Genomic DNA, 11,654 nt, shown 5'->3' on the forward strand with positions numbered 1-11,654 from the left:
GCTGTTGTAGCAGGCGAACCTCGAATCAAGGAGAACTCTGATGAGTGCAAAGGCTACGAGCCAGGCGACCTGGGAGCAGGACGTTCTGCAGGCCGAAGGTCCCGTCCTCGTGGACTTCTGGGCCGAGTGGTGCGGACCGTGTCGTATGGTCGCCCCCGTTCTGGACCAGATCCAGGCGGACAACCCCGACAAGATCACCATCCTCAAGCTGAACGTGGACGAGAACCCGCAGCTGGCGATGAAGTACCAGATCACCTCGATCCCCGCGATGAAGGTGTTCCAGGGCGGTGAGGTCAAGACGACCATCATCGGCGCCAAGCCGAAGCCGGCCCTCGAGCAGGACCTCGCGGCTTTCATCGGCTGATCCTGCAGTCTTCAGGGCCGTCACCCCTCCGGGTGGCGGCCCTTTCTCGTACCCAGCCGCTTCCGTCCCCATTCCTGAGACGAGAGCCGACTACTTGTCGGAGATCCGCACCGGAGGAAGTCCTCGAGACGCGCGAGCGCGGTCGACGAGCTCCTGGATGATGGGCGACTTCGCGGTGTTGTAGGTCGTCCTCCCCCTCGCCTGAGCGGCGACGGCGTCGCACTTCGCATGCGCGTAGCGATCGGCATCCTCCGGATGCTCCAGAAGCCAGTCCCGCAGGATGCGCTGGTGCACCGCATCCCACTCCTCCTCGACGAAGAAGTGCGCGATCGCGATCCGTACGCCGTCAGATTCGCGGATCATGACCGGGTGCGTGCGCACAGCGCTGCCCAGGCGCCATCCTGCGGCTTCCAGAGCGGGCCTGCGCGCGTCGAAGTCGCTGCGATCGACGATGCGGACGGCCAGGTCGATGATCGGCTTCGCGCGCATGCCGGGGATCGCCGTCGATCCGATGTGCTCGATCAGCCAATCCGCGTCCGCGACCGTCTGAATCTCAGCGGCGAACGCCTCGAACTGCTTCGGCCACTCCGGGTCGTAGGAGACGAGCATCCGCGGCACGGTGGGAGCCTAGGAGGCGTCGGCCACGGACGGGTCCCAGCGTCGGTGCCGCTGCTTCTCGTCGAGAAGGCCCCAGACCGCCGGCGTGAGCTCGGGGTACTCCAGCGCGATCTGACGCAGCACCCGGTAGTGCCGAGCCGCGTTCGGTCGCACACCGTCGTTCGCGGTGATGTTGTCGGCTCGCAGCAGGTAGACGACGAGCTCATCGACGCTCGGCAGCTCCTCCATGAACTCCCACGGATCTTCCCCGCCGAGGAGCCTCTCCTGGATCAGCACGGCGAGTTCGTCCGACGCTTCTGCTCTCAGCACTTCGAGGCTGGCGCGGCGCGGAACTGACTCGGTCATGCTTCCAGCCTACGTCGCCCTGCGGGTGCCCCGGCGCTCCACCTTCAGCTCGTCCGTCATCTCCTCGAGCTCGCGACCCTTGGTCTCGGGCACCTTGAAGTACACGAAGAAGAACGACAGCAGCGCGAAGAACGCGTAGAAGCCGTAGGCGAAGGTGAGGCCGATCTCGGCGAACACAGGGAAGGTGGTCGAGATGAAGAAGTTCGCTGCCCACTGGGCTGCTGCCGCGACCGCGAGTGCGCCGGCGCGGATCGAGTTCGGGAAGATCTCTCCCAGAAGGACCCAGACGAGCGGACCCCAGGTGGCACCGAAGAAGACCACGAAGCCGTTCGCGCAGATGAGGGCGACGGTCGCCCACGGGTCAGGCAGGGTCGCTGTGCCCTCGGCGTTCAGCTCACCGAACGAGAAGGCGAGCGCCATGAGGCCCAGCGTCACCGTCATACCCACAGAGCCGACGAGAAGCATGATGCGTCGGCCGACCTTGTCGACCAGCAGGATCGCGATGATGGTCACCACGATGTTCGTCACCGACGTGATGACGGAGGTCAGCAGGGCGCTCGACTCATCGAAGCCGACGGACTGCCACAGTGTCGTCGAGTAGTAGAAGATGACGTTGATGCCGACGAACTGCTGGAACACGGACAGCAGGATGCCGACCCACACGATCGGCTTGAGCCCCAGACGACTGCCCCGCAGGTCGCTCAGCGACTCCTTGCGCTCGGTGTCGATGGTGCTGGTGATCTCCTGGATCTTCGCGTCGACGTCAACGGCCCCCGTGACCGTCTCGAGCACCTGGGACGCGCCTTTCAGATCGCCCTTGCGCACGAGATATCGCGGCGATTCGGGCAGACGGAACGACATGATCCCGTAGACGAGTGCGGGCACCGCCTCGATGATGAACATCCATCTCCAGGCGGTGAGTCCCCACAGAGGCTGGTCTGCGGCACCCGCGAGGCCCGCCAGCCACGCGTCGGAGAGCAGAGCGGCGAAGATTCCGGTGACGATGGCGAGCTGCTGCAGAGAGCCCAGTCGACCTCGCACCCGGGCAGGCGAGACCTCGGCGATGTATGCGGGAGCGATGACGGATGCCGCACCGACACCGAGACCACCCACCACTCGCCAGATGATGAGGTCGACGACACTGAACGCGAGTCCCGAGCCGATGGCGGAGACGAAGAACATCGCCGCCGCGAAGACCATCACGGGGATTCGCCCGCGTTTGTTCGCAATCGGTCCTGCGAACCACGCACCGACGGCACACCCGATCAGGGCCGACGACACCGCGAAGCCCTTGAGCCCGACCCCGAGGTCGAAGCCCGAGACGTTCCCCGCGAGAGCATCGACGGCGCCGTTGATCACGGCGGTATCGAATCCGAAGAGGAAGCCACCGAGTGCTGCGGCGATACTCACCGCGATGACGCGGCGTTGGAACTTCACTGGACTCGCTGCTCCGGACATGACTCCCCCTCATCGACGAGATGTCGAGAGTCTACGACCGCTCAGGGGTCGAGCGGTGGAATCACGCCGGGCCGTACCCCGATTCGCCCAATTCACCGAGGATGCGGTTCAGATCCTGAATCGATGCGAAATCAATGATGACCTGGCCTTTTCGGGCGCCCAGCGACACCTTGACGCGAGTGTTGAGCCGATCGCCGAGGTTGCCGGCCACCTCGTCGAGGTATGCCCGTCGAGCGCCCGGAGTCGGCTTCGCCGTCCGGCCGGGTGCTGCCGGCTCCGTCTTCGCAGCGACCTCGGTCGCGCGCACCGACAGGTCCTCGTTCACGACCTTGTCGGCGAGACGCTGCATGGCCTCGGGTGACTCCAGGCTGAGGATCGCGCGAGCGTGTCCAGCCGTCAGCACCCCCGCCGCCACACGCTGCTGCACGGGAACGGGGAGCTTGAGCAGACGGATCGTATTGCTGATCTGAGGGCGCGACCGACCGATCCGCGTGGCGAGCTCTTCCTGGGTGATCCCGAAGTCCTCGAGCAGCTGCTGGTATGCCGAGGCCTCTTCGAGCGGATTCAGCTCGGAGCGGTGCAGGTTCTCGAGCAGAGCATCGCGCAGGAGATCTTCGTCAGCAGTCTCGCGGACGATCGCCGGGATCTTCTCGAGGCCCGCCTCCCGCGCGGCGCGGGTGCGCCGCTCCCCCATGATCAGCTCGTACTCGCCGTCGCTGTTCTTGCGAACGACCACCGGCTGCAGAACGCCGAACTCACGCACGCTGTGCACGAGCTCTGCGAGGTCTTCGGGGTTGAAGTGCGTGCGCGGCTGACGCGGGTTCGGCACGATCTTCTGCGGATCGACCTCGACGAGGTGGATGCCGGGAACGACCTCGAGGTCGGCTTCTGCTGCGGGCTGGTCACTGGTCTGCTCCGTCGCCGGACGCAGATTGGCTCCGGGGAAGAACACATCCACGGGACGCTCGGACTGATCAGCCGTCGGGATGAGGGCTCCGATGCCCCGACCCAGTCCAGTGCGCTTCGCCATCATTTCTCCTTGCTCTGCGTCGCCGTCCGCGACGCGATCTCGACAGCGGCCTCGCGATACGCGACGGCGCCGGCGGATTGCCCATCGTAGGCGATCACGGTCTGACCGAAACTCGGTGCCTCCGACACCCGCACGGAACGCGGGATGACGGTGTCGAGCACCTGTTCGGGGAAGTGCGTGCGGACCTCGTCCGCCACCTGCTGCGCGAGTCGCGTGCGTCCGTCGAACATCGTCAGCAGGATCGTGGAGAGGTGCAGTCCGGGATTCAGGTGCTTCTGGATCATCTGGATGCTGCCGAGCAGTTGACTCAGACCCTCGAGCGCGTAGTACTCGCACTGGATGGGGATGAAGACCTCGTTCGCCGCGGTGAAGGCGTTGATCGTGAGCAGCCCGAGCGACGGAGGGCAGTCGATGATGACGAAGTCCATACGGTTGTCGACGAGATACTCCTCGAGCGCACGTCGCAGTCGATGCTCCCGTGCGACCTGCGCGACGAGTTCGATCTCTGCGCCGGCGAGATGGATGGTGCTCGGTGCACAGAAGAGGTTCTCGTCCTCGGGACTCTGCTGCACGATGTCGGCGAGCGGGGTGTCTTCGATCAGGACGTCATAGACGCTCGGAGTCTCGGCGTTGTGCGGCACTCCGAGCGCGGTCGAGGCGTTGCCCTGGGGGTCGAGATCGATCACAAGGACCCGTGCTCCGAGACCCGCGAGTGCAGAGGCGACATTGACGGCGCTCGTGGTCTTACCTACGCCGCCCTTCTGGTTGGAGACCGTCAGGATGCGGGTGTCGCCGGCGAAATCGATGGACACGGTCTCGAGTGCTCTGCGTCGTGCGGAGAGGTCGGCGAGTTCCCGCGCGAGGGGCGTATCCATCCCGAAAGAGTCCTTCGGTGATGCCTTTTCGGGCTGTTTCACGTGAAACATCCACTCCTTTCGGGGCCGTGTTCCACTCTAATCGCTGTGGCAGACGTTGCCTTCTCGAATCCTTCCTGAGTCTGTGCAGGCCGGTGGTACCCGGGCCGCGAGTGCCGTTGCGGAGAGAGTGGCACTTTCGCCTTCTGGCCTGGGTGTTCATTGTGCCGTTGGACGTCCTGACGCACCGGAGATAGGCGTACACGCATGGAGGGACGGCGTTGACGCAGTGCAGCAACTGTCGCGCCGGCGACCAGTTCGCGTCGGTCGCTGCACTGATGTGAGAAGAGCAGGGTGTCTCTGTGCTCGGCCCACACGGATGTCGTGCCCTCTGTGAAAGAGGCTGTCCACGAGCGGCTTACGGGACTCGACGAGCGTCCGTCGCTGAGGCCCCTCGTTTCGGGGAGACCGACCGGTCGCACAGAACTCGTCAGCGTCCTTCACACCACTATCGCGTGGAACCGGATCCTCCCCCGGTGCGCCGAGGTCCGTGGTGACGGTCGACAGCCGCATAGTTTCACGTGAAACATCTGACGCATATCGGCCTCGATCAAGATCGTAGGAGCTGCTCGATCCGGTCGACGACGGCGGTCAGCGGTTGAGTTGCGTCGATCTCGGACGTGCACGTCGCCCGCAGTAGCGGCTCCACGGTTTCGAGGTTCGTGCGAATCTCGTCTTGCTGCACCGTCGTCGAGCCGTAGGGATTCGAAGATCGCCGACGAACACGATCGAGCATCACCGAAATCGGCGCTGACAGGAGGACCACGTGGTCGAAGCGGTCGTAGAAGGCACCCTGATTCGACACCGTGCCAGACACGATGACTTCGGTGCTCTCCCCGAGTAGCGCACCCATCAAGACCTCGTCCCACAGTCCCGACTCGGTTGTCCATGGTCCATAATCGGTGTCGACGACGGAGTATCCCCGCTCCCCCAGTACCTGCAGCGCGCTGGACTTGCCGACGCCGGACATCCCAGTGATGAGCATGCGCACCATGCATTCACCATATCGATGTTTCACGTGGAACATCGCCGACGTGAGTGACAGGAGCGTTCTACCCGGACCGCGTGCAGGCCGGCTCGATTGCCTCCGCGTCCAGAGCTGCTCCGGCTAGCCGAGCGGTAGCAGGCCCCCGCTCTTGCTTCGGGTTCTACGCTGGCTCCAGCCGGTGCATCACCGTGAGCGGCGAGGGGCTTCACTTCGCTGCGTGATTGCCTGCGCTCATTGCCTCAGGGTCGTCTCACCAGTGAACCTCACCCCCGAGGTCACCCACGCGCGAATCACCTAGTCGTCACAGACGCATCGCGCACGCCACGCACGGCTTCAGACAGCCCAGCCACGTCGAATGACGAAGGGTAGCGCCGTGGTCACGTGGGACCGACCTTTCGGGTGGAGCCCCACCCATCTCATCGCGAGTTCAGCGGTGTTTCACGTGAAACATCTGCTCAGACGGACCCGACAGAATTACGTCGTGCGCGTGCTGCACAGCAATCAAGGATTGGGCCAAGGCGCGTCGACGGCCTCGGCTCTTCGCTGCAAGCATCGCTCTAGAGTGAGCTGGCACACATTGGGCCCGATGAGGAACTAGAGCCTGGCGTCGACCCACGAAGGAACCGCAGGCGCGAAACACCACCCACGGTGTTTCACGTGAAACGTTCGTCTACTGCATCCCGTCTGCTCTTCCCTTGCGTCATACTGACGACAAGTCAGCACGAGCCACGCCCACCGGCTGGCCACGGTTGCCGAGCTCGGGTGGTGCACGGATCCGCCGCTGAACTGGGATTTATCCGGGATTCCTGTGCGAGACCGCCGCACCCGACGTCGGGGTGCACCTCGCTGGCATCCGCAGCAGGGGCATCAGCAACGACCGGGTGCGTCCCATTGCGGGTAGCCCTCCAGAGCGGTGCTGCTCGGGCTCTCTGTGCGATACCGAGCCTCGCGCCAGATCACGATTTCTATCGTTCAGACCGGGGACCGCCGCTTCTCGGGCCAAGAATCCCCGCACCTTCGAGACGCCCGATGACTTGTCACATCAATGAGCTAGCGACTGTCTCGCGAGCGCGGCTTCGCAAACTACTCACTGGGATCGTGACGCGATCACTAGTCTTTGAGACCGTCCACCCGACGGTGCACGGGCACCCAGCAACGACGCACCACGAGCGCCCTCAATCGCCCACGTCGCGGCTGGCCCCCGAGACCCTCCCCCTGTTCCTGCTTTCGCGCGGTCGCGATCACCCGAGGCCGTCACGACCCGCCGCCCGATGTTTCACGTGAAACACTTGTGCCGGCCGCATAGCGCGACGCGGTCGGCCCGAGGAGAGATGTCCATTCGTGCCAGGAAGGCTTGTCGCTCACTCAAGACATGCTGCGAAGAACCCCGGCAAGACTGAGCAGGGTGGTGCCAGGTCACCATGTCGTCCGGATGTTTTCAGCGGTAGCAGGGCAGGGCTGCTGCCTGACCGGTTCCGCCGCGATGCCCCGAGTGAAAGTTCCAGTTATGTTCGGCCGCCCCACCACGCCTGGAGCAGACGGTCCCGCTCCTCGGCGCCATGATTTTGTCTTCAGCTCACAACGCTCCCCCGGCGGATGGTGTACCGGGGTGCCATCCGTAGCCACGCCAGGGAAACCGTGACCCGTTCCGTGGCAGCGACGAAACGACTGTTTCACGTGAAACATACGACTCCCGGGTGGACCGGCTCCCCTGTCCGCAAGCTCTGAGTGCCGCACGTGGGTTCCACCACGCGCGGACCCCACTCAGTAGTCAGAACGCCCAACAGACAGCACACGGCACACGGCACACGGCACACGGCACACGGCCGAGTAGCGCAGGTCAGATCACGAGAACGCAGATCAGAACAGGAGAAATCACTGCAGACCGCACGGTGTAGTGCGGTCTAGGGCAGTTCAGCGAGGTGAAGTCCGCTGCTGTGAAGTGACGTGGGTCGAAAAGCAGAGATCAGGACCACAGCGCTACGAAGAAGGGTGGCTCGCAGCACCGCTCACCAGCACGGCGACGAGCATCGCAGCGCGCACCATCCGTCCGCAGTGCCCCGAAGCAAGGCTGAGTGGCACACTTCAGCGCAACGCCCTCCAGGCCCGAATCACCGCAATCTGTCGACGGACCCCCGCCACCTCAACTCGGCGCACGTCGACTTATTGCACCTGCACGGCAAGTCGTCGACCATCCATGTTTCACGTGAAACATCGTCAGGACCCCCGGTCGTTCCCAGAGGGGCGAACCCCCTCGCTTACGAGCACACGGGGACAGACCCATTCCGGATTCCGACACCGGACACGTCTGCTGTGAAGCCTGATCTGTCGTGCCACGCCCACGTTCCGTTACCACCGACCGTGATCCCGGGACAGTCTTTGACGGCGAGGGCAGAGTGCCGGCGGCTATCCGGCACTGCTGACCGTATCCAGCAGCGCTTGAGTGCCTCGTCACGTCGCAACGGAGCTCCCACGCAGGTGCACGACCAGGGTCGGAAGAAAACGCTTCTCATCAGCCATAAACTCGAATCGTGGCACGATCGTCGAGGGACTCTACCGGCCTCGCGCGGTGACCCGGTCTGGCTCAACCGGACGAGCCCCGACAATAGATCTCATATGCTGCAGAGGCTGATCACAACAGTGCCTGGCCCATGACCACCGTGCGTGGCCAAGTCACCCACCACCTGCGCTCTAGCGCGCGGGTACATCTCGAACGCGGAATGTAGGTCCATCCCCCGACGAAGGTCAGCTTCCTAAGCCGCGGCATCGACCCGTCAGCGGACGACTGCCCTCACCACGCGGGTCGTCTCGGGCAGTACGTTCTCGCCGAGAGTCTCGACGCGGACGTCCGACAGGCGGAACTTCTTGATCTGCTTCTGCGCTGCTTCGATCTCGTTGGCGGCATTCATTCCCTTGAGAAGGGTGAGTTCGCCTCCATCGCGCACGAGCGGAGCGGTGAGCGGGATCAGCGTCTTCAGAGCACTCACCGCACGAGCTGTCACGACGTCGAAGCTCGCAGGAGTCACCTCCTCGGCACGCGCGCGCAGAACTTCGACATTGGTGAGCTTCAGCTCGGCGACCTGCTCGTTCAGCCAGATCACCCGGCGCTCCATCGGCTCGACGAGCGTCCAGTGCACATCGGGTCGCGCGATAGCGAGCACGATACCGGGCAACCCCGCACCCGAACCGATGTCTGCGACCGAACCGTGGAACAACGGCGCGGCGATGACACTGTTCAAGACGTGCCTGGACCACAAACGCGGGAGCTCGAGAGGACCGATGAGTCCTCGCTCCTCGCCATGCTGAGCGAGAGCCGCCGTGAACTGCCGGGCCAGCTCGATCCGATCGCCGAAAAGATCGACCGCCACCGACGGTTCGATCTCCAGGTCACTCACGACAGCATCCCGCTGGCCTGACGTCGCATGGGAAACGTCAACGACGACGCAGAACAGTGTGGCGGTCGGCACCCTCGCCGTAGGACTCGGACACGAGACCCTGATCAGCCGCGATGTCGTGCACCAGCTTGCGCTCATAGCTGGACATGGCGGGCAGCGACGCCTGGGTCGCTCCATCGTCGAGCTTAGCTGCGGCGGCGTTCACGAGCGTCTCGAGCTGACGGCGGCGCGCATCGCGCGATCCGCCCACATCGAGGATCAATCGCGAGAACGAACCCGTCTTGCTCTGGACCGCAAGACGCGTGAGCTCCTGAAGCGCCTGCACCGTGTCGGGTGCAGACAGGAGCGCCAGTCCGTCTCCCTCAGCCTCGACCGAGACATATGCGCGGCCCTGCCGCACGTCGAGGTTGAGGTCCCCATCGATGTCGGCGATGTCGAGCAGCTCTTCGAGGTAGTCAGCGGCGACGTCGCCCTCGTTCTCGAGCTCTGCGACCGTGGGCTCCACGGTCTCGGTCACGTTGTCGGTCGTCACGAACCGCTCCCCTTCTTCTTCGAACGCTTCTTGCCCACCGGCTGCTGACGCTTGGGGGCCTGCGCCTTCGCGCGCTCCGCCTCTTCGAGCAGACGCTGCTGCTCTGCTTCGTATGCCGCCATCGGGACGACCTTGCCCGAGGAGTCGATCGCCTTACCCTTGCGAGCAAGACGCTCTTCACGAGCCTTCGCCGCTTCAGATCCGGGAGTCGGCATCTCACGGATGACGAGGAACTGCTGTCCCATGGTCCAGAGGTTCGAGATGAACCAGTAGACGACCACGCCGAGCGGGAAGAAGATGCCCGAGAAGATGAAGCCGAGAGGCAGCACGTAGAGCATGATCTTCTGCATCTGGTACGCCTGGCCGGTCTTGGCTTCGGGCGACAGGTTCTTCGAGATGATCTGCAGCTGCGTGAAGAACTGCGACGCGATCATGAGCACGACGAGCGTGACCAGGATGATGATCGCTGTGGTGTTCCCCGCGTCGACCGCGTTCCCCAGCGTCTCGTGCAGTGATGCGACCCCGAAGAGCTCGGCGTTGTAGAACTGCTCGGTGAGCTCGGCGTTCAGCAGACCGACGCCTCCGACACCCAGGTTGTGGTGCTTCGAGACGTCGCTCAGAACGCTGAACAGCGAGAAGAAGATCGGCATCTGCACAAGAAGCGGAAGACAGCTCGACATCGGCGTCGTGCCGTGCTTCTTGTAGAGCGCCATGGTCTCGCGGCTCATGGCCTCGCGAGAGAGCTGATCCTTCTTTCCCCGGTACTTCTCCTGAACTTTTCGCAGCTCAGGAGCAATTTCCATCATCTTTCGCTGGCTCTTGATCTGCTTCACGAAGAGCGGGATCAACGCAGCACGGACCACGATCACGAGGCCGACGATCGACAGCACCCAGGTCAGACCGGATGCGGCAGGAAGACCGACGGCCGTGAACAGCCAGTGCCAGGCGACGAGCACGAGCTCGACGACCCACTTGAGGGGCCAGAGGATGGTTCCGATCAGATCGAAGCCGCCGGAGGCAGGCTCCGGCGAGGGTGTTGCGCTGGCGAGCAGAAGGTCAAGACCCACCGATCAATCCTTTCGGGCAGGGACGACGAAACCGTGGCCGGTCAGGTCATAACGGAAGTGTTCGTGCGGACGGACGTCATCGACGCCGCCGTGGCTCCAGGGATTGCAACGAACGATGCGCCACGCCGAGAGCGCCGCTCCCCGCACTGCGCCGTGCTGTTGCACCGCACCTACAGCGTAAGCGGAACAAGATGGGTAATAGGCGCAGACATCTCCATACATCGGGGAGATCACCTTGCGGTACCCGGCGAGGAACCCCAGGACGAGGTTCCGGGGGATCAGCGGGATACTGCGGATCGCGTCACCGGCATGAAGCTGAGCGGAGCCGATCGAGGATGCCGGAAGAGCGGTCATGGCCGCTGCCCGAGACGATCCAGACACCGGTTCACGTCCGCACTCAGCTCGGCGTAGGTCGCGGTCGCGGATGCAGGAAGGGCACGGATGACGACATCCGTGCCCTCGGGGACCCGCGTCAGCGCGTCCGCACACACGGCTTTGAGTCGCCGGCGCACGGTGTTGCGCACCACAGCGGTGCCCACCTGCTTGCTGATGATGAATCCGAACCTCGCGGCTCTGCTCTCGCCCGTCGTCAGCATCGAGGTGACGACCTTGGCTCCGCCACAACGGGATCCGCGTCGAACGACCAGTCGATAGTCGCTCCCGCGGGTCACACGATACGGGCGGGCGAGCACAGCGATCTACGCGGAGAGCTCGGTGCGGCCCTTCGCGCGACGAGCCGAAAGGATCGCGCGGCCGGCGCGGGTACGCATACGAAGACGGAAGCCGTGCTTCTTGGCGCGACGACGGTTGTTGGGCTGGAAGGTGCGCTTGCTCATGGAATCACTCCGGGAATGCTGCCACCGGGATCATTTTGACCGGAGACATAGGGATCTGCCGTTCAGGCATAAGTCAACCGATTAAGGGTACGTCTTGACGGCGCGCA

The 11,654-nt window shown here is 64.0% G+C and carries 13 protein-coding genes; 1 reads left to right on the forward strand and 12 read right to left on the reverse strand.

Annotated elements, in window-relative coordinates; all coding sequences use genetic code 11:
• The first annotated feature begins 40 nt into the window (after positions 1-40).
• The gene (trxA, locus tag SOM10_RS07680; protein ID WP_042541543.1) at positions 41-364 is read left to right on the forward strand and encodes a thioredoxin; all 324 of its coding nucleotides are present in this window, start codon (positions 41-43) and stop codon (positions 362-364) included.
• Positions 365-454: 90 nt separating this feature from the next.
• Here the strand turns inward: trxA and SOM10_RS07685 are convergent, their stop codons facing one another.
• From SOM10_RS07685 to rpmH, 12 genes are all read right to left on the reverse strand, one after another.
• Complete coding sequence (locus SOM10_RS07685) at positions 455-973, reverse strand: GrpB family protein (protein WP_320489778.1); 519 nt, start codon at positions 971-973, stop codon at positions 455-457.
• Positions 974-991: 18 nt separating this feature from the next.
• Positions 992-1,327 (reverse strand): hypothetical protein, encoded by a 336-nt coding sequence (locus tag SOM10_RS07690; protein WP_053098229.1) that lies wholly within the window; start codon positions 1,325-1,327, stop codon positions 992-994.
• A gap of 9 nt (positions 1,328-1,336) precedes the next feature.
• Positions 1,337-2,785, reverse strand: coding sequence for a sugar porter family MFS transporter (locus tag SOM10_RS07695; protein WP_053098230.1), 1,449 nt, complete (start codon positions 2,783-2,785; stop codon positions 1,337-1,339).
• 61 nt (positions 2,786-2,846) lie between these two features.
• Positions 2,847-3,815, reverse strand: a complete 969-nt coding sequence (locus tag SOM10_RS07700; RefSeq protein WP_083569415.1) for a ParB/RepB/Spo0J family partition protein — start codon at positions 3,813-3,815, stop codon at positions 2,847-2,849.
• A complete protein-coding gene (locus SOM10_RS07705) occupies positions 3,815-4,690 on the reverse strand; it encodes a ParA family protein (RefSeq protein WP_269464941.1) in 876 nt (291 codons plus the stop codon). The genes SOM10_RS07700 and SOM10_RS07705 overlap by 1 nt, the downstream gene beginning before the upstream one ends.
• A gap of 589 nt (positions 4,691-5,279) precedes the next feature.
• Positions 5,280-5,723, reverse strand: a complete 444-nt coding sequence (locus SOM10_RS07710; RefSeq protein ID WP_230101142.1) for an AAA family ATPase — start codon at positions 5,721-5,723, stop codon at positions 5,280-5,282.
• Positions 5,724-8,491: 2,768 nt separating this feature from the next.
• Complete coding sequence (gene rsmG, locus SOM10_RS07715; RefSeq protein ID WP_320489289.1) at positions 8,492-9,112, reverse strand: 16S rRNA (guanine(527)-N(7))-methyltransferase RsmG; 621 nt, start codon at positions 9,110-9,112, stop codon at positions 8,492-8,494.
• Between the two features lie 37 nt (positions 9,113-9,149).
• Positions 9,150-9,644, reverse strand: a complete 495-nt coding sequence (locus SOM10_RS07720; RefSeq protein WP_056275682.1) for a protein jag — start codon at positions 9,642-9,644, stop codon at positions 9,150-9,152.
• Complete coding sequence (gene yidC / locus SOM10_RS07725) at positions 9,641-10,711, reverse strand: membrane protein insertase YidC (protein WP_053098236.1); 1,071 nt, start codon at positions 10,709-10,711, stop codon at positions 9,641-9,643. Before yidC ends, SOM10_RS07720 begins: the two co-directional genes overlap by 4 nt.
• A gap of 3 nt (positions 10,712-10,714) precedes the next feature.
• Positions 10,715-11,065 carry a membrane protein insertion efficiency factor YidD gene (yidD, locus tag SOM10_RS07730; RefSeq protein WP_320489292.1) on the reverse strand — a complete coding sequence of 117 codons (351 nt, stop codon included), beginning with the start codon at positions 11,063-11,065 and terminating at the stop codon, positions 10,715-10,717.
• A complete protein-coding gene (gene rnpA / locus SOM10_RS07735) occupies positions 11,062-11,403 on the reverse strand; it encodes a ribonuclease P protein component (protein WP_072592158.1) in 342 nt (113 codons plus the stop codon). Before rnpA ends, yidD begins: the two co-directional genes overlap by 4 nt.
• 6 nt (positions 11,404-11,409) lie before the next feature.
• A complete protein-coding gene (gene rpmH, locus SOM10_RS07740; protein WP_022889115.1) occupies positions 11,410-11,547 on the reverse strand; it encodes a 50S ribosomal protein L34 in 138 nt (45 codons plus the stop codon).
• Positions 11,548-11,654: the final 107 nt, after the last annotated feature.

The organism is Microbacterium sp. CFBP9023 (genome assembly GCF_034045055.1).
Lineage (GTDB): Bacteria > Actinomycetota > Actinomycetes > Actinomycetales > Microbacteriaceae > Microbacterium.

Coding starts and splice junctions, on each gene's coding strand:
- trxA (WP_042541543.1), top strand. CDS start 41: ATGAGTGCAAAGGCTACGAGCCAGGCGACCTGGGAGCAGGACGTTCTG.
- SOM10_RS07685 (WP_320489778.1), bottom strand. CDS start 973: ATGCTCGTCTCCTACGACCCGGAGTGGCCGAAGCAGTTCGAGGCGTTC.
- SOM10_RS07690 (WP_053098229.1), bottom strand. CDS start 1,327: ATGACCGAGTCAGTTCCGCGCCGCGCCAGCCTCGAAGTGCTGAGAGCA.
- SOM10_RS07695 (WP_053098230.1), bottom strand. CDS start 2,785: ATGTCCGGAGCAGCGAGTCCAGTGAAGTTCCAACGCCGCGTCATCGCG.
- SOM10_RS07700 (WP_083569415.1), bottom strand. CDS start 3,815: ATGGCGAAGCGCACTGGACTGGGTCGGGGCATCGGAGCCCTCATCCCG.
- SOM10_RS07705 (WP_269464941.1), bottom strand. CDS start 4,690: ATGGATACGCCCCTCGCGCGGGAACTCGCCGACCTCTCCGCACGACGC.
- SOM10_RS07710 (WP_230101142.1), bottom strand. CDS start 5,723: ATGGTGCGCATGCTCATCACTGGGATGTCCGGCGTCGGCAAGTCCAGC.
- yidD (WP_320489292.1), bottom strand. CDS start 11,065: ATGACCGCTCTTCCGGCATCCTCGATCGGCTCCGCTCAGCTTCATGCC.
- rpmH (WP_022889115.1), bottom strand. CDS start 11,547: ATGAGCAAGCGCACCTTCCAGCCCAACAACCGTCGTCGCGCCAAGAAG.